The organism is Myxococcales bacterium (assembly GCA_016720545.1).
Lineage (GTDB): Bacteria > Myxococcota_A > Polyangia > Polyangiales > Polyangiaceae > JAAFHV01.
In genome coordinates this window covers 125050-141558 of record JADKKK010000003.1, presented here as the reverse complement: position 1 = coordinate 141558, position 16509 = coordinate 125050, and the positions used below count along the sequence as shown (strand labels likewise).

15 protein-coding genes and 1 tRNA gene are annotated in these 16509 nt (G+C 71.9%); 8 read left to right on the top strand and 8 right to left on the bottom strand.

From position 1 onward, the window contains the following. Positions 1 to 15: 15 nt before the first annotated feature. The 3 genes from IPQ09_07660 to IPQ09_07650 form a co-directional block, all read right to left on the bottom strand. Positions 16 to 762, bottom strand: a complete 747-nt coding sequence (locus IPQ09_07660) for a hypothetical protein (protein ID MBL0194086.1) — start codon at positions 760 to 762, stop codon at positions 16 to 18. A gap of 65 nt (positions 763 to 827) precedes the next feature. Beyond that, a complete protein-coding gene (locus tag IPQ09_07655; protein ID MBL0194085.1) occupies positions 828 to 1445 on the bottom strand; it encodes a class I SAM-dependent methyltransferase in 618 nt (205 codons plus the stop codon). Between the two features lie 296 nt (positions 1446 to 1741). After that, positions 1742 to 2698 carry a hypothetical protein gene (locus tag IPQ09_07650; protein ID MBL0194084.1) on the bottom strand — a complete coding sequence of 319 codons (957 nt, stop codon included), beginning with the start codon at positions 2696 to 2698 and terminating at the stop codon, positions 1742 to 1744. A gap of 143 nt (positions 2699 to 2841) precedes the next feature. On the opposite strand from IPQ09_07650, the gene IPQ09_07645 reads away from it, so the two are divergent. The 6 genes from IPQ09_07645 to IPQ09_07620 all read left to right on the top strand — a co-directional run bounded on the left by IPQ09_07645 (position 2842) and on the right by IPQ09_07620 (position 9298). After that, on the top strand, positions 2842 to 3333 hold the full coding sequence (locus IPQ09_07645; protein ID MBL0194083.1) for a TerB family tellurite resistance protein: 492 nt from the start codon (positions 2842 to 2844) through the stop codon (positions 3331 to 3333). A 117-nt stretch (positions 3334 to 3450) separates the two neighbouring features. Continuing rightward, a complete protein-coding gene (locus IPQ09_07640) occupies positions 3451 to 5829 on the top strand; it encodes a transglycosylase domain-containing protein (GenBank protein MBL0194082.1) in 2379 nt (792 codons plus the stop codon). A gap of 65 nt (positions 5830 to 5894) precedes the next feature. Next, positions 5895 to 5968: transfer RNA gene (locus IPQ09_07635), tRNA-Arg, on the top strand. A gap of 51 nt (positions 5969 to 6019) precedes the next feature. Further along, positions 6020 to 6532 carry a nucleoside deaminase gene (locus IPQ09_07630; GenBank protein MBL0194081.1) on the top strand — a complete coding sequence of 171 codons (513 nt, stop codon included), beginning with the start codon at positions 6020 to 6022 and terminating at the stop codon, positions 6530 to 6532. A 442-nt stretch (positions 6533 to 6974) separates the two neighbouring features. After that, the gene (locus tag IPQ09_07625; protein MBL0194080.1) at positions 6975 to 7889 is read left to right on the top strand and encodes a redoxin domain-containing protein; all 915 of its coding nucleotides are present in this window, start codon (positions 6975 to 6977) and stop codon (positions 7887 to 7889) included. Continuing rightward, positions 7889 to 9298, top strand: coding sequence for a VWA domain-containing protein (locus IPQ09_07620; GenBank protein MBL0194079.1), 1410 nt, complete (start codon positions 7889 to 7891; stop codon positions 9296 to 9298). The genes IPQ09_07625 and IPQ09_07620 overlap by 1 nt, the downstream gene beginning before the upstream one ends. Before the next feature lie 71 nt (positions 9299 to 9369). Here IPQ09_07620 and IPQ09_07615 read toward each other — a convergent pair whose 3' ends face one another. From IPQ09_07615 to IPQ09_07605, 3 genes are all read right to left on the bottom strand, one after another. Next, complete coding sequence (locus IPQ09_07615) at positions 9370 to 10068, bottom strand: hypothetical protein (protein ID MBL0194078.1); 699 nt, start codon at positions 10066 to 10068, stop codon at positions 9370 to 9372. Positions 10069 to 10077: 9 nt separating this feature from the next. After that, positions 10078 to 10677 carry a hypothetical protein gene (locus IPQ09_07610; protein MBL0194077.1) on the bottom strand — a complete coding sequence of 200 codons (600 nt, stop codon included), beginning with the start codon at positions 10675 to 10677 and terminating at the stop codon, positions 10078 to 10080. 174 nt (positions 10678 to 10851) lie between these two features. Further along, positions 10852 to 11970 carry an FAD:protein FMN transferase gene (locus IPQ09_07605; protein MBL0194076.1) on the bottom strand — a complete coding sequence of 373 codons (1119 nt, stop codon included), beginning with the start codon at positions 11968 to 11970 and terminating at the stop codon, positions 10852 to 10854. A gap of 126 nt (positions 11971 to 12096) precedes the next feature. Here IPQ09_07605 and IPQ09_07600 point away from each other — a divergent pair, with 126 nt between their 5' ends. Further along, a complete protein-coding gene (locus IPQ09_07600; protein MBL0194075.1) occupies positions 12097 to 13260 on the top strand; it encodes a hypothetical protein in 1164 nt (387 codons plus the stop codon). Between the two features lie 170 nt (positions 13261 to 13430). Then, the gene (locus IPQ09_07595; protein ID MBL0194074.1) at positions 13431 to 15086 is read left to right on the top strand and encodes a formylglycine-generating enzyme family protein; all 1656 of its coding nucleotides are present in this window, start codon (positions 13431 to 13433) and stop codon (positions 15084 to 15086) included. Positions 15087 to 15146: 60 nt separating this feature from the next. On the opposite strand, the gene IPQ09_07590 is transcribed toward IPQ09_07595, so the two are convergent. Next, positions 15147 to 16322: a ferritin-like domain-containing protein gene (locus IPQ09_07590; protein MBL0194073.1), complete on the bottom strand. Its 1176-nt coding sequence runs from the start codon at positions 16320 to 16322 to the stop codon at positions 15147 to 15149. Beyond that, positions 16319 to 16495, bottom strand: coding sequence for a hypothetical protein (locus tag IPQ09_07585; protein ID MBL0194072.1), 177 nt, complete (start codon positions 16493 to 16495; stop codon positions 16319 to 16321). The genes IPQ09_07590 and IPQ09_07585 overlap by 4 nt, the downstream gene beginning before the upstream one ends. Between the last annotated feature and the right edge of the window lie 14 nt (positions 16496 to 16509).

Below are 16509 nucleotides of genomic sequence, written 5' to 3'. Positions count from 1 at the left end.
TGTGCGGTGTGCATGTTAATTTCCCCAGACCCAGGAGAGGTTCAGGCTCGCGCCGGCGAGCGGGCGCACCTCGTAAAGGCGTGGCGCGAGGCTGAGGCACACGCGCTGCTCGGGATCGAGCCTACGGCACCCCGACAGCTCGGCCCTGGCGCTGAAGGCGATGCCGACCACGTCGGCGTCCACGGCGTCGCGGCCCGCCGCGAGGGCGGCCTTTCCGCCGTAGACCACCGCGCCGACGCGGGCCGCGACCTCGAAGAAATAGCGCCGGCGTGTGAGCCGCAAGCCGAGCCCCGGCCCGAGCAGGTCGATCGCGAACATTCGCCAGGGCTGCACGGTCGCGAGCGTGCCGTCCACGGCGCTCCGCACCGGCGCGTGGTCGCCCACCGCGCCATAGAAGCCCAAGCCTGCCAGCGGGATCGTGAGCCGCGGTCGCACCACGTACGCGAAGTCGGCGTAGCCGCCCAGGCCGCGAAAGCCGCCCGCGGTGGGCAGCGTCCCGCTCACGAGCTCGCGCGACGAGAGGCTCGTGTCCTCGCTCAGCCGAAGGGTGGGGATGCGGCTCGTGGCGGCGAAGCCGAGCCCCAGGCGGAGCTCGTAGCCCGAACCGCGCGCCGGTGAGGCCGCCTCGGCCGCGCGAGGGACCACCGCCGACAAGGCGAGCGCTCCGAGGGCCGTGGCCACCGCGCCGAGGCGCCCTCGCACGCGGCGCGCGGGTGACCGTCGGCGCGGGGCTCGCGCGCCGGAGCGTGGGCCGCGGGACATGGGGGAAATTTGTAGGGCAGTCTCTCGTGAATGCAAGGGCCCGGCGCGCCGGCGCCGCGCGCAGCTCACGCGGGCTGGGCCCTGCCCTCGAAGGTGAAGCTCAGCACGCGTGGGCCGTCGCCGTAGTGGGAACGCAGGTCTTCCACGCGGTAGCCCGCGTCGCGTAGCGCACGGGGCAGATCGCGATCGAGCCGGCATCCTCCGCCACAACGGCTCCACGCGGGCGTGAGCCGACGCTGCCAGCGGCGCACGCCGGCGTCGGGGGAAATGCCATGCTCGACGAACAAGAGCTCACCGCCCGGCGCGAGCACGCGGCGCACTTCGGCGAGCACACGCGCCGGATCGAGCACGCTGCACAGCGTGTAGGTTGCAAGGACCGTGTCGAACGCGCCCTGGGCGAAGTCGAGGCGCTCGGCGTGCCCGAGGAAGAGCTCCACGGGCACCTTCGCCTCGCGCGCTCGGGGCGCGCACTTCGCGAGCAGCTCGGGCGACGGATCGACCCCGGTCACGCTCTCCGCGCGCGCGGAGTCGTAGAACGCGAGGTTCAGCCCCGAGCCGACTCCGAGCTCGAGCACGCGCCCGCGGGCCTCGGGCACCCAGCGCTTGCGCTCCTCCAGGATCTCGCGGCTCTTGCAGGCTGACTCGACGAGGCGCGGGAGCACGTATTTGGACCAGAGGCTCACGTGGTCAGCGTAGCGCGGCCCCGCCGCCCTTGTCGTCGTCGCGCCGCGAGGAGCGAAGGAAGCTCGGGAGGGCGCGCCCGAGCGAGGTCCGCGCGTGGGTCCTCCGCGCCGCCTCGGTACGCCTGGGCGGTCCCGCTCTCGAGCTTGCACGCGCCGTCGGTCGGGTTGCCGCCCGCGCGCACGAGGTCGGCCCGAATCGTCCGCTATAATGCCTCAGTGCCACGAGGCTTGGTGTCCCGTTCCGGGCGGGTAGGTCGCACGCATGGCGCGCGTTGGCGCATGCGCGGCGCCCGAGCCTACCAGGGCCTGTGGAGCGTAAAGTATTGAAAGTAGAGTGGTTTTGGCTTCGGCATGCGCGGCGCGCGGTCCACGCCCGTGGCCACCTTCACGGCGAGGCGCGCGAGCTTGTCGTCCTCCACGAGCGGCTGCTCGGGCCGCTCCGAGGCGCGGCCGAGCGTCCGGATCGCGTCGTCGCCGACGTCGCGGAGGCGCGCGGCGGCCGTGGGCTCGCCGCGCGCTCGAAGGAGGCGGCCGAAGAAGCATCGCAGGTTGGCGGCGCGGAGGTCGCCGCAGGCGGCCGTGCCCTCAGGCGCGACGAGGTCGGCGCTCGGCGCCCACGTGGCGAGCGCACGGGCGAGCTCGGTGCCCTGGTCGGGCGTGACCCCCGGCTCGTCCTTGGTGCCCAGCGTCGCCGCGTGGAAGGCGGGCCACAGCTCGGGGCGCCCGGCGAGCAGGCGGGCCGCGTAGGTCTGGGCGGCCCCCGGCCCGAGCCGCGCCGCGAGGTACGGCACGACGCGCCGAGGCGCGAAGAATCCTGGCATGTACCGCCGCCCCACGTCGCGGGCGACCCGCTTCTCGTCGTCGAGCCACGCGAAGAAGCGGAGGCTCGCGGTGATGCGCGCGAGGAGCGCGTCCGCGCTCTCCCGATCGGCGATGTCCTCCGGGATCTCGAGATCGCCAAAGGCGCCGTAGGCGAGCGGGCCGCCGGCCGACCACGCGCGGTCGAGCCGCCTCACGTCGGCGTCGGTGTACGTGAGCGCCGCCCGGCACACCACGTAGCCTGGCGCGTTCCGGTGGCTCGACGAGAGCTCGACGCGGTGGGAGCGGGCGCCGTGCTGACCGCGCAGCGCCCGCACCGACCGGACGAGCGTCGCGCCGCTGGCCTTCGCGACGAAGCCATACGGGGTGAGGGCTCCGGCGAGCCTCTCGCGGAACGACGCGGTCACTTCGGCGGGTCGTCGCTGATCGATCATGGCGGCAGGGTACGCCACGCCTGGCGCCGCTGCGCCAGGGCGCCGCGCTCGAACCGCTCGTCGGCCGCCCGCGCCGGTCCACGCGTGACGGGCCCCTCGCTTCGCGGTACGCTCGCCGGCCTGCACACGCGAACGAGGGGAAGATGAAGAAACGCCTGACGATCAGCGCTGACGCCTGCACCGAGACTCTCGTGCTCCTCATCATCATGGCGTGGGCGGACGGAAAGCTCGAACCTCGCGAGCGCGAGGGGGTGAAGGCCGCGGCGGACGTGTTCAACCTCTCGAAGGAGCTCCGCGACCGGCTCGAGAGCCTCCTCGAGAACCCGCTCACGGTGGACGAGCTGCTCGTCGAGACCCTGTCCGAGCGCGATCGCGCGTTCGCGTTCGTGGCCGCGACCTGGGTGTCGGGGGTCGACGATGACGTGGACGCGAAGGAGAAGGAGCTGCTCGATCGCGTCGCCGCGCTCTTCGGGTTCTCAGCGGCTCGTAAGCAGGAGCTCACCGATCTCGCGCGCGATCTGGAGCTGCGCCGGGGCGACGACGTGAAGTGGGCCGACGAGATCGAGCGCCTCTTCCGGGCCATCCCGCCCCGCCTCGGCGGCGACGAGGCCGGCGTCGACGTCTCGGTCGACTGAACGCGCTTCCGCGCCGCCACCCGGCTGGGCGTCCCCAGCGTCGCCCCGGCTCGCCCACACGCCTCGAGCGGCGGGGAAGTTCGAGTTGCCTCCGCCGCGCGTTATGGTGGTGCCGCCTTGACCCCGCCCGCCCGCCCGCCCGCTCGCCCGCTCGATCGCGCCCGCGTTCGACGCCGCGTGCTCATCGGCGCGCTCGTGGCGCTGGCCTCGTGCGGAGTGGGGGCGCTCGTGGCGGCGGGGCCCGTCGTGCGGGCCAAGGTGGCCGCCGGCGCCGAGGCCGCGCACCTCGTGGTCGAGGTCGAGCGCGTCCGCGTCGGCTTCTTCGTCGTGCGGCTCGAGAACGTGCGGGTCACTCCCGAGGGCGAGCAGGGCGCCTCGGTGGCCATCCCGGAGGTGCGCGTCACGCTCTCGGCCGGGCTCACTCCGACCCGCATCGTGGCGAGCCGCCCCGTCGTGGCGCTCGAGGGCGAACCAGGCGACCTTCGGGCCTCGTGGCTGCGCTGGCGTGCGAAGCGGCCGCCCACGTCGGGCTCGTCGCGCACCCGTGACCGCGCGCTCGTCGTCGAGGACGCGACCCTCCACTGGCGCTCGACGGCGGGCGCGCTCGAGGTCTCGGGCGGGTACGTCAGCGTCGCGGACGGCGCGTTCGTGGCGCGGGCCGAGCTCGCCCGGGCGCAGCGCGATCGGATCGCCCTCGAGGTCCGGGGCGCGCACCTCGAGCTCGAGGGCGGGCGCACGTTCAGGTCGGCGCGCGCCGACTCGGTGCGGTTCGAGCTCGACCGACCGAGGAGCGCAGCCGCCCCGACCGCCGCCCCCGTCGCCCTCACGCCCCCCGCGCTCCCCGTCGCGCAAGGGGCAAAAAAAACAAACGATATCAAACAATTGGAGAGACACTCCGCCGAGCCGTTCTCGCCGCTCCCGCTCCCCGATCTCGCGGCCGCGCGCGCGCGCCTCTCGGTCGCGACGCTGGCCCTCGCCGAGCTCCTGCCCGACGGCGGCGACCTCCGGACCGCCGCGCTCGCCGTCGAGGTCCGCGGCGACAGCCCGGTCAGCGTAGGCCCTGGGCCCTTCGCGTTCGTCCGCCAGGGCCAGGCGCTGCACGTGTCGTTCAAGTCGGCCGCGGCCGCGACGAGCCCGCCCATGAGCCTCGAGCTGCACGCGCCCATCGGCGCCAGCGGAGAGACCTCGCTGACCGTCGACGGGGGCCCGCTGCCGCTGTCGCTCCTCGGCCTGCGCGAGGGCGCGCTCGGGTTCGTCGACGTGGGCCGCGCGACGGCGATGGCCAAGGGCCGCCTCGTGCTCGACGCGCCGGGCGCGAGCGTGACGTTCGACGGTGAGATTCAGCTCGCGAACGCGTCACTCAGCCAGCCGCGGCTCTCGCGGGAGACCCTCCGGGGGTTGAGCCTCGCGGTCGGCGGTCGCGGCCTGCTCACGAGCAGCTCGCTGCGGCTCGACGACGCCCGCGTAGTGGTCGGAGCGGCGCGCCTTGGACTCCGCGGCAGCATGGAGCAAGACGCCTCCCACCTCCAGGCCCACCTCGCCTTCGACCTGCCCAGCGTCGGCTGTCGGGAGCTCGCCGAGGGGGTCCCCTCGGGGCTCTTGCCCACCGTGCGCGACGTCCGCTTTGCCGGCACGTTGACCGCGAGCGGTCGGCTCGCGTTCGACACGAAGAACCTCGACGCCCTCGAGCTCGACTACGCGATCGACGACCGGTGCCGCGCGACCGAGGTCCCGAGGGCCCTCTCGCGCGAGCGCTTCAAGGGCGCCTTCTCGCACGCCATCGTCCACCCCGACGGCTCGCGCGGCGAGGCGACCACGGGTCCTGGCAGCGGCAACTGGACCGAGCTCGGTGGCATCAGCCCCTTCCTCGTCGCGGCCGTCACCACCACCGAGGACGGCAGCTTCTTCCGCCACCACGGCTTCAACCACGCCGCGATCAAGCAGAGCGTCGTGGCGAACGTGAAGGCGCGCCGCTTCGTCCGCGGCGCGAGCACCATCACCATGCAGCTCGCGAAGAACCTCTTCCTCGTGCGGGAGAAGACGCTCTCGCGAAAGCTCGAGGAGCTCGTGCTCGCCGACTACCTCGAGCAGGTCTTCCGAAAGGAGGAGCTCATGGAGCTTTACTTGAACGTGGTCGAGTTCGGGCCCGACATCTACGGCGTCACCCAGGCCGCCGCGCACTACTTCGGGCGCACTCCGCTGGAGCTCAACTTGTCGGAGTGCTTGTTCCTCGCGTCGGTGTTGCCTTCACCCGTCCGGTCCCACCGCCTGGCCGAGCACGGTGAGCTCCCCGAGCACTGGCAGCGGCACCTGCAGTTGCTCATGCGCATCGCCGAGCGCACCCACCGGATCACGCCCGCGGAGCTCGAGGTGGGTCTCCAGGAGCGTGTGGTCTTCCACAAGGCTGGGACGCCTCGCCCGCCCCCGCGCACCGGGCTGCGGCCCACCGGGGCTGGCGCCGACGATGGCGACACCGACTGGCGCCGACTCGACTGACCTGCGCGAAGACCGTTGACATACGCGTCGTTCAGACTACTATCGCGCCCGCTACTCGAGAGATTGCGCCCATAGCTCAGCTGGATAGAGCACTGGTCTACGGAACCAGTTGTCGGAAGTTCGAATCTTCCTGGGCGCGCAGCTGCTCCACACGCGGTGAAGAACGCGGCAACGCGCCCGCGCGCACGCCATGAGCGACGAGCCGATCCCGCCCCACGACCCCGCGCGGATCGACCTGCGCACGGACGACCTGCGCTGGATGGGCGTCGCGCTCGAGGAAGCCGACCGCGCCGCCGCCGAAGGCGAGGTGCCGGTGGGGTGCGTCCTCGTGAAGGGCGGCGTCGAGATCGCGCGCGCCCACAACCGGCGCGAGTCGTCGCAGGACCCCACGGCGCACGCGGAGGTGCTCGCCATCCGCGCCGCGGCGCGGGAGGTGGGCTCCTGGCGCCTGGAGGGGGTCACCGCGTACGTCACCCTCGAGCCGTGCGCCATGTGCGCGGGCGCGCTCGTGCTCGCGCGCGTGCCGCGGGTCGTCTGGGGGTGCCGCGATCCCAAAGGCGGGGCGGTCGCCACGCTGTTTGGCGTGGGCGTGGGGGACGCCCTGAACCACCGCTTCGAGTCGGTCGAGGGGGTCCTGGCCGCCGCCGCCGCCGACCGGCTCCGTCGCTTCTTCGGGGCGCTCCGGGCGCGCGGCAAGAAGTAGCCCGGAAGAACCGTGCCAACTTCGCAACTTTTGCGAGGTGGGAGCCAGGTCGGATCGCGATGTCGCCAGGTCCTGCGGCCGGGCCGAGCGCGATCCCAAAAACGTCGAAAAATGTGGCCTTCGCGCAATATGGCACGGCCCCTGCTAAGCAATCTGCGTCGCGCGTCCTTGCTTCCCTACTTTTCTCCTTTCTTCGCTGACTGCGCGCGCGACAGAGCTTAGCCCTTCGAATTGACTCGCATCTGCGATCGCGGCCTGGGGCGTCGGAAGTCGTGACAGGAGCGTCCTTTCTTTCTTTCTGAGCTGTCGCCCAAGCGGCACCGATGAACACCGAGCTTGGTACATGGCGCGCCCTCTTGGGTGCGCCATGTCGCTTTTTGTCGTGGGCGAACCCCGCCGCGCCTGCCTCGAACATCGCCCCGGCGACTGGTAGGATTGGCCCATGGTCGTCCCGCGGCGTCCGCTGCGCGTCTCTGTCGCACTCGTGGGGCTGACTGCCCTGCTCGCGCCCGCGCTCACGCAGGCCTCGGGCCCGGGTGGCGCGCGCCACGAGGCCGCCTCGCTGCGCCCGGCGTGGCTTGGCGTGGGCATGGACGACGCGGCCCGTTCGGGCGCACCTGCGTCGCGCGTCGTCGTCAGCCACGTGGTCCGTGGCTCCCCGGCCGAGGCTGCAGGGCTCCGCGAGGGCGATCGGCTGGTCCGGGTTGCGGGCGTCGAGGTCCGTGAAGCCACCCAGGTCATCCGCTTGGTCTCGGCCCGTGCCCCCGGGGACCTCCTGGCCCTCGAGGTGGAGCGCGCCGGGGCGCGGCGGGCGCTCCAGGCGACCCTCCGGGAGCACCCCGGTCCCGAGCGCGTCGTGCGCCTTGAACACGTGGGGAGCGCTGCACCCCCGTTCGACGGGGCGCTCCCCATCGGCCGCGCGCCGACGAGCCTCGCGGCGCTGCGCGGCCAGGTCGTGCTCCTCGACTTTTGGGCGACGTGGTGCGGTCCGTGTCGACGGGTCGCCCCGCAGCTGAGCGCGCTGCAGGCGCGGTTTGGCGCGCAGGGGCTCCGGGTCGTGGGCGTCACCACCGATCCGATCGAGCGCGCCGCCACGTTCATGGAGCTCGCCGGCACCAAGTACCCTTCGCTCGCGGATCCCGGCGGGCTCGTGTCGCGGGCCTACCACGTGTCGAGCCTGCCGACCCTGTTCGTCATCGATCGCCGCGGGGTCGTCCGCGACGTGTTCGTTGGCTTCGATCCGGCCCGCGACGCCGCGCTCGACACCTTGGTCCAGAGCCTGCTCGCGGAGCCCGACCTGCCCGCTCCTGCCTCGGCCCCGGGCGACGCCGGCGCCCCGGAGGCGGGCGCGCGCTGATGGCCGATCCACGTACGCTCGTGCGGCTCACGAGCGAGCTGCTCTGGTCGCTCCGGCGCGAGGGGTTCGCGATCGCACCGAGCCAGTCCCTCGACGTCGCGCGGGCCATGGTGCTGCTAGGTTTCGAGGATCGAGGACGCTTGGCCGACGCGGTCGCAGGCCTCGTCGACGTGCGATCCGCGCGCCGCGAGGCCTACGACGCCGCGTTCCACGCCTTCTTCGACGCCGACTCCCGCGTGGAGCTGGACGAGCGCCTGGCGCGCGCTGGCGTGACCGCGTCGGAGCGCGCGGCGGTTCGCGAGTATCTCGCGCTGCTCGTCGAAGCGGGGGCCGGGGACACCACGCTGGCGGCGCTCCTCGAGGGGCGCGGCGAGCTCACGAGGTTGCTCGCGGCGCGACCCACCGCGGCGCTCCTCGCCGGCGCAGACGCCCCGCTGCGCGCGGGGTTCGTGGCCCATCGCGTCCTCGAGCGCCTCGGCGCGACACGAGCGCACTCCGACCTCGACGCGCTCGCCCGAGACCTGCGGGGAGCCTTCGGCGAGGCGCGCGCCGCGGAGCTCATGCTCCTGCTGCGGGCGGAGCTCGCCCGTACGTTGGCCGAGGCGCGCCAGCACGTCCGGGCGCGGGCGCGCGAACGCGAACGCGAACGCGAACGCGAACGCGGGCGACCCGCGGGGCCGCTCGAGACCCCGTTCGACCAGCTCGCTCCCTCGGAGATCGCGGAGGTGCGCCTCGCGGTGCGCCGGCTGGTGGAGCGCCTGCGCGGCCGCGACGCGGTCCGGCGTCGCCGCGCGGCCCGGGGGAAGCCCGCGGCGGGCCCGACGATACGCAGGTCATTTCAAACACTTGGAATTCCGGTGGCGCCGGTCTTCCGCGCCCGAGTCCGGCGGCGACCCCGGCTCGTGGTCCTGTGCGACATCAGCGAGTCGGTGCGCCACGCGGCGCGGTTCCTCCTCGAGCTCACGTACCTCGCGCAGAGCCTCTTCGATGACACCCGCACGTTCGTGTTCGTCAGCGAGCTCGGCGAGACGACCCGGCTCTTCGCGGAGCGCCCGATCTCGGAGGCTCTCGCGGCCGCGTTTGGAGGCGCGGTCGTGCCCATCGCCTCGAACTCGAACTACGGCCGGGCCCTCCGCGCCTTCGCAGACGCCGAGCTCGAGGGGATCGACCGGCGCACCACCGTGATCGTGCTCGGCGACGGCCGCACGAACTATCTCGACGCGGGCGCCGACGCGCTCGCCCGCATCGCCGCGCGAGCCGGCGCGGTGCACTGGCTCTGCCCGGAGGCGCGCGCCGCTTGGGCCTCGGGTGACAGCGCCATGGAGACCTACGAGCGCCACTGCACGCGCGTGCTCGAGGTGCGCACGGCGCGCGACCTCGACCGCGCCGTGCGCGCCGCGCTCGGCTGAAGCGCTCGGCTGAAGGCGTGTGCGGAGCGAGGTGAGGCGAAGCGCGCGGCTGAAGAGGGCCGTGCCCCCGCTCAGTCGACCACGCCCGTGACGTAGCTCTCGTGCAACGTGATGCCCTTCTCAGGCAGGTTCATGCCCGAGATCGTGCACAGATAGTCTTTGAAATTGTACTTCACGATGGCGCCCGCGTAGGGCTCGCGGCCGAGCCGCGCGCGGTCGCCCTCGTCGGTCATGGGTGAGCCGAGCGACCCCCGCAGACCAGCGACCACCGAGTCGAGCTCGCGCGCCGCCGTGTCCTCCGGGAGGTGCCAGCGCCACGTCGAGAGGCCGAGGAGGGTCTTGTCGCCCACGCGAAACGACATCTCGAGCTCGTCGATGCGCGCCCGCGCGAACGTGGCGGGCAGCGCCTCGGCCGGGATGTCGACGCACGAGATCGTGGTGTCTTCGCGGGTCGCCTTGCAGGTCACCCCGCGGGCCTTCGCCCACGACTGAACGTCATTCAGCGTGGTTTTGTCGAGCTGGAACCCGAGCGCCATTCGCGCCGGAGCGGGCGTGTCTCCGCGGGTGAGGCGGATCGCTCGCTTCTGCGCGTCCTCCACGCCCTGAGGAGGCGCGTTGTTCGCAGGGCAGCCGCCCGCCTTCGCGAGCAGCGGCTTGCCGACGCTCGTGTGCAGCAGGCCAACGACCCCCGTGGCCGCCGCGATCGAAATCGCGACGCCGACGACGGCGCTCTTCACCTTGGAACGAGGCTGACGCTCGGGTTGGCTCATGGGACTACCTCAGCCGCCGCCGCCGGCGTCGGTCGGGGGCTTGAAGTCGCCCGAGGCCGCGGGGTCGACGACCGCGCCCTTCGTGGCGACGAGCGCGTCAGCCACGGCCTTGATGTCGGCCGGGGCGACCTTCGCCGCGGTCAGCACTCCGCCGGCGATCTCGATGAACTTGTCGAACGTGGCGCCCGGGATCCGGAGATCCGCGTGGACCGCCTTCATGTCGGAGCGGCACACGAAGCCGCCGGCGACCGTGAGCGGGTACTGCTCGGGCCCGCCCGCGATTTTCGCGAGCTGGTTGGAGAGGCACTCCTCGATCTGTGCAGGCGTGGGGCGCCCGGGCGTCGCGTTCAGCTGGAAGTAGAAGTAGGACCTGATGTTCGCGTCCTTGAGCTCCTCCACGACGATCGCCTTCACGGCCGTCTTGATGCCGTCGAGCTTGCCGAGGCGCTCGTACAGGGTGGTCGTGGGCGTGGAGCTCGTGGCCGTCGTCGTGGTCGTGGGCACAGTGCCCGCGTCGGCCTTCATCGGCGCGTCGTCGCTGCAGCCGGCGACGAGCGCCCCCGCCGAGACGAGCGACCCCAGGGCGATCGCGAGAATTCCGTTCTTCATGCGCATGCGCGTTCCTCCTAAAAAACAAAGCCAACCGGTGTCAGCGGAACACTACGCGCGTCGCGCGTCTTCGGATCCTGCCTGCTTCGGCGTTGCGGTCAACGCGTGGGCGGCGCGCCGCCACGCGCAGCTTTGCAGCAAGCACGCGGAAGCGTCATGAGCAATCCGTGCTAGCTAGGTTCCGTCCGTCGGGGCCGCGGTGAGGCGGACGAGCCCGCGGAGTCGTTGGCTGATCCACAGGTGGTTGTGGGCGTCGACGATGACCGCGCCCACGCCGTCGAGCTTCTCGACGAGCTCGAGCCCGCGCTCCGGGCCGAGGATGAACACCGCGTCGTCCATCTCGTCTGCGAGCAGCGCGGTCTTCGCCCACACCGTCACGGAGCGACACGCGGTCGCGGGGCGGCCGGTACGGGGATCGAGGATGTGGTGGTAGCGCCTGCCGTCGACGATGTAGGCGCGCTCGTAGTCGCCGGCCGTGCTGAAGGCGTGGTCGGTGAGCGGGATCAGCGCGAACGGCGCGGGGCCGCGCGGATCGCGGACGCCGGCCGACCACTCCGAGCCGTCGGGCTTCTTGCCGCGCGCGAAGAGGTCGCCTCCGGCCTGTACGAAGAAGCTCACGAGCCCCGCATCGTCGAGGACCTTCACGGCCCGATCGACCGCGTAGCCCTTCGCGATGCCCCCGAGGGAGACCTTCACGCCAGGCTTCGCGAAGGCGACCGTGCGCGCCCTCGCGTCGAGCCGAAGGTGGCGGTAGTCGACGACGGGCAGCAGCGCGCGGATCGCCGCCTCGTTCGGCGGGTGAGGGTCGAGGTCGTGGTCGAACTTCCACAGCCCGTGCAGGCCCTCGAAGGTGATGTCGAACGTGCCCGAGGAGAGCTCTCCCACGCGCACCGACTCGGCGACGAGGTCGAAGGTCTCCTGGCCCACGGCTACCGGAGCCGTGGCGGCGGACTGGTTCACGCGGAAGAGCTCGCTGTCTCTCCAGGTGGTCATCAGCCCCTCGACGCGCTGGATCTCGGCGAGCGCTGCGTCGAACGCGCGGTGCGCGCCCACGGCGTCGACCTTGGGGGTCGTGTACGCCACGAACGCGATGTGGGTGCCCATCGCCGCCCCCTCGCCCCACACGCGCTCGGCCGTGAACGGCGCGGCGGCGGCGCTCGGCGCCACCACGGGCGCGGGGGCTGGGGCCTCGGCTGCGGACGGCCCAGGAGCCGGCACGCACGCGAGGCTCGCGCCGCATGCGCCGCACGCGACGAGGAGAGCCACACGGAGCGCCGCGCATCGAGCCGCCACGGCTGGAGCCTACCCGACCGGCCCGGTTCTCCCAAGCCCGCGCGGCTTCGCGCTCGGCCGGCAGCGGGTGTTCGCGTGGCGACGGGCCTTGAGCCCAAGAGGGGTTCAGCTACCATGGAGGGTCGCATGCCCACACCTCCGCTCCGCATCGTCTCCCGCGCGTCGCGCGCCGGCCTCGTCCCGGTGGCCTTCGCCATCGCGCTCGCGGGCCTAGGCTGCTCTGCGGAGACCGACTCTGCCGTGGACGAGGAGCCCGCCACCGAAGAGGAGAACGCGGTGAAGGTGGACACGCGAACCCCGGAGGGCCGCGCGCAATACGACGCGAACGTCGCCTTCGCGAACGCCTATGTCGCGCGCTGCAAGCTGCCCGCGACCGGCAAGAAACGAGCGATCGTCACCGGCTTCGGCCGCTTCATGGGCATCGCCAACAACGCCACGGGGCGCATGGCGGCCGGGCTGCTGCCCGGCATGGAGTACCCCGAGACCTCCCAGCCGCCGCCTGGCGCGGTCGATCCCCCGGGGCCGCAGCTCTCGGTGGCGGCCGGCGCGGTCACGCTCCCGCGCTCCGGTGACGTCGAGCTCTGCGTGATGGTGCTGCCCGTGTATTGGGACCTCGCGGCGATCTTGCTCGCCAAAGAGATCGAGGCGTTCGGCCCTGACCTAGTGCTCATGAACGGCGTGGCGGGCGCGCGGCAAGACCTGTGGCTGGAGCTCGGGGCCGTCAACAAGGCCGCTGCGCTCGACGACGGGTCCGATCAGCTCCGGCCCGCGACCTCGGCGGGTGCGAGCTCCGCGCCCATCCTGGAGAGCGCGACGAGCGCCGATCAGGCTCGCGCGAATCTGTTGTCCTGGAGCGCCGTCGAGTCCGCAGCGCGCGCGGCGCGCGACGAGGCGGCGCAGCGCTCGGACGCGTCTGGCGCCTTCGGCGATGTGCTGCGCGGCGTGAAGCGCGCGGGTTTCCCCCGGGGCTCGAACACCTACCTCTGCAACAACATCACGTACATCACCGGCTACCTGATGGACTACCCCGGCCGCACGGTGCAGCTCCTCCGCTCGAACACGCGCGTCTCTGGCAAGCCGAGCTACGTCAAGACCCGCATCAGCCGCGACACCCGCAAGACTCCGCGCGTGTTCGCGCACTGGCCGTCGGAGCTCGCCACGCGGCACACCGGCGCCGGGCGCGACGTCATGCGCGCCCTCCTGGACGCGCAGCTCTCCACGAACGAGGCGCCCACCCGCGGCCGCAACACGGACGCCGCCCCGGATCTCGCGGGCGGAGGGACGTTCTAGAGCGCCGAACCGCTTGATGACCGAGGAGTTTCGCCAAGTTGCGAGCCGCGCGAGGCGGGCGAGTGAGGGGGACGACCATGTTGACCGACGATGAGGCCCGGGGCGGCCCGGGCGCGAGCCCCCGTGGAGGAAACTTCCAGAGGTGGTGCGACGTGCGATATGGTGCGTGCATGGGATACCCTCGTGCACGACGCGGAATGTGGGTCTTGGCGCTGGCGCTCTCACTGGCGGCCTGCAAGGAGATGTTCCCGACGCGCCCCGCCCCGACGGTGGACCGCTCGCTCGCGTGCGGAGCGGTGCGCCCCTCACCGCTTCCGCACCTGGAGGCGTGGGATTCGGCGTCGCGCGACCTCGTGGCGAAGCGTCGCGCCGCTGGCGCCGTCGTCGTGAGCTACCGCTCCATCGGGTGCAACGTGGAGCTCGAGGTGCTCCCGCAGTGCAGCGCGCCCGGCGAGTACACCTACGCCGCCCACGCGAGCCGCGACACGAAGCGCGCGGCCACGCCGAACGATCTGTTCCGCGAGTTCACCGTGGGCGCATCGAACCTCGCCGGTCACCTCCGCGGCGACGTCGCGCTGCGCTCCGACAGCACGACGGTCGGCATCGCCTCGCTCCCCATCCGCGATGTGGTCCGCACGAGCGAGCTGCGGGGCGACTGCCAACGCGCGACGCACGTCGTCAGCCAGATCTACCTCGGCGGCTACACGCTCGTGGAGGGCCACGCGGGCGATCTCGACGACATCACGAACCCCTACCTGCCCACGGGCAAGAGCACGCTCCCCAAGGGGGTGCGGCCGCTCGCGCAGGCGGGCGCGCCGGCCGCGTGCACCAGCGCGACCAATGAAGGCAAGGAGACCGCTGCGTGCGCCGTCCCCCTCCGCCTCGGGCTCCTGGCGATCGAGGGGCGCGCGGCGAGCGGCTGCCCCGACGGGACGACGCTGGAGGGCGAGTCGTGCGTCCCGCGGGCCGCGCTCACCGAGGCCGGATGCCCCCCGGGCACCAAGCTCACAGGGGCCGAGTGTACGGGTACGCTCGCCTCGGGCTGCCCCGCCGGCACGCGCTTCGTGGGCGGGTACTGCGTCACTCCGAACGCCGACGCCGGGGGGGTCTCCGAGACCACCGCCGACGCCGGGCCGCCCCCTCCGCCCGGCATGGTGCTCGTTCCGCAGGGCACGCTGAGCATGGGCTCGAGCGACGGCGAGCTCAACGAGAAGCCCGCGCACACCGTGCCGATGAAGGCCTTCTGGATGGACACGACCGAGGTGACCGTCGAGGCGTTCGCCGAGTGCGTACGTGCCGGCGCATGCTCGGGTTTCCCCATCGATCCGCTCTGCAACAGCGGGCGTCAGGCGGGCCGCCTGAAGCACCCCGTGAACTGCGTCACGGCGACCGAGGCGGAGGAATACTGCCGCTGGGCCCACAAGCGCCTCCCCACCGAGGAGGAGTGGGAATACGGCGCTCGCGGCGGCGACGCTCGCCGCTACCCCTGGGGCGACTCGGGCCCCGCCGGGCAGAGCTGCTGGAACGGGGAGGGCAACGACGTCGGGAAGGGCGCGCGCAAGTCCACCTGTCCCGTCGGGACGTTCCCCGCTGGGAAGAGCCCATTCGGCCTCCTCGACATGGCCGGTAACGTCATGGAGTGGACCTCTTCGGGCTATTCGGACGACTACGACCGCGAGCGGAGCGACGGCACTCGCGTCGTGCGCGGCGGGAGCTGGGAGCACAGCAACCCGAACAGCGTGCGCGCCGCCCTGCGCGTTCGGAGCGGTGTCGAGTCCCGCGTGAGGCACCTCGTCGGCTTCCGCTGCGCTCAGTCGCTGCCCTGACACTCACGAGCGCGCACGAGCGCGCTCGTGCCTCGCGTGAACCCGCGAGCGGCGGGGGTGTCACGCCTCGGCGAGCAGCTCCGCCGAGGTGAGCGTGTCGGCGGACTTGCCGTGCATGTACTGCGCGAGCCCCGCTTGCTCGTAGTGCGGGAGGATGCGCGGCGACAGGAGGCCAATCTCCCGCAGGTTGGGCACGATCCGCGAGAACATCATCCGACGAAAGTCGATCATGCCGGGGGAGGAGGAGACCACCTCCTTCCACTGCTCTCGCGTCATGCGCCCCTCGAACCACTCCTCGAACACCTCGAAGGCCATGAAGCGATTGCGCATCAGCAGGGACACCTCGAAGGCCCAGTCTTCGCGCTCACAGCGCTCGCGCTCGGTGATGTGGTGGTTGAAGTGCTCGCGGAGCGCGACCACCCCGTAGTGCACGTGGCGGGCCTCGTCCTGGATGACGTTCTTCAGCAGCTCCTTCAGCAGCGGCTCGCGGGTGCGCTTGTGGAGCACGCCGAACGCCCCGAGCGCGAGCCCCTCCACCATGATCTGCATTCCCAGGAACTTCATGTCCCAGCGGCTGTCGCGCATGAGCGCGTCGATGATCACGAACAGGTTGTCGTTGACCTGGTAGAGGCGATCGAGCTTCGTGTCGAGGTACCGGTGGAACACCTCCACGTGGCGGCCCTCGTCCATCACCTGAGTGGCGCCGTAGAGCTTGCCGTCGAAGAACTGCACGGACTCGGTGACCTGGGCCGCCGCGAACAGCGCACCTTGTTCACCGTGGAGGAACTGACTCAGCATCCACGCCGAGAGGCTGTGGAGGATCTTTCGCTTCTCGAGGGGGGTCGTGGTGATCCCGTAGCTAGCGATTCGATCGAGGTCGACGAAGTCCTCCGGAATGATAGGCAGCTCCGGGCTGAGCGGGTCGACGTCGGTGTGCCACGGGAGATCGTCGCCGTTCCACTGACCGAGCTTCGCGCGGTGGTAGAGCTCCGCCATCTCCTCGTTGTCGGCGGGGTAGCTCCAGTCGAAGTGGGCCTGGTGGCTCGCCGTCATTTTCGTGGGGGTGCCCTGCTTTCCACGCTGGAGGAGCAGTCCGCGGACCCCGGCCGGGCCGAGCGAGCGGGCCACCCGTGGATCTTTGATCTCCGAGAGCAGGTCGATCGCGTCGACGTACGCCTCGAGCTGGTTCTTCACCTTCGTGGGGAGGAGCTGCGAGATCCGGTAGAGGACGGTCATTTGGACTCTCCGAGAGTGGCAAAGATGGCGTGGGCTTTGCCCATGTGCCATCGCGTGATGAGCGTGTTCACGAGCGGCATCGCCCGCTCGACGAGGGTCGCGAGCGCCTTGGGCGGGAGGTGCGAGACGCGCTCGGCGAGTAGGCGCACCTCGGTGTGAAAGAGCCGCGTCACGATGTCTTCGTAGA

Coding starts and splice junctions, on each gene's coding strand:
- IPQ09_07660 (MBL0194086.1), bottom strand. CDS start 762: ATGTCCCGCGGCCCACGCTCCGGCGCGCGAGCCCCGCGCCGACGGTCA.
- IPQ09_07650 (MBL0194084.1), bottom strand. CDS start 2,698: ATGATCGATCAGCGACGACCCGCCGAAGTGACCGCGTCGTTCCGCGAG.
- IPQ09_07645 (MBL0194083.1), top strand. CDS start 2,842: ATGAAGAAACGCCTGACGATCAGCGCTGACGCCTGCACCGAGACTCTC.
- IPQ09_07630 (MBL0194081.1), top strand. CDS start 6,020: ATGAGCGACGAGCCGATCCCGCCCCACGACCCCGCGCGGATCGACCTG.
- IPQ09_07625 (MBL0194080.1), top strand. CDS start 6,975: ATGGTCGTCCCGCGGCGTCCGCTGCGCGTCTCTGTCGCACTCGTGGGG.
- IPQ09_07620 (MBL0194079.1), top strand. CDS start 7,889: ATGGCCGATCCACGTACGCTCGTGCGGCTCACGAGCGAGCTGCTCTGG.
- IPQ09_07615 (MBL0194078.1), bottom strand. CDS start 10,068: ATGAGCCAACCCGAGCGTCAGCCTCGTTCCAAGGTGAAGAGCGCCGTC.
- IPQ09_07610 (MBL0194077.1), bottom strand. CDS start 10,677: ATGAAGAACGGAATTCTCGCGATCGCCCTGGGGTCGCTCGTCTCGGCG.
- IPQ09_07600 (MBL0194075.1), top strand. CDS start 12,097: ATGCCCACACCTCCGCTCCGCATCGTCTCCCGCGCGTCGCGCGCCGGC.
- IPQ09_07595 (MBL0194074.1), top strand. CDS start 13,431: ATGGGATACCCTCGTGCACGACGCGGAATGTGGGTCTTGGCGCTGGCG.
- IPQ09_07590 (MBL0194073.1), bottom strand. CDS start 16,322: ATGACCGTCCTCTACCGGATCTCGCAGCTCCTCCCCACGAAGGTGAAG.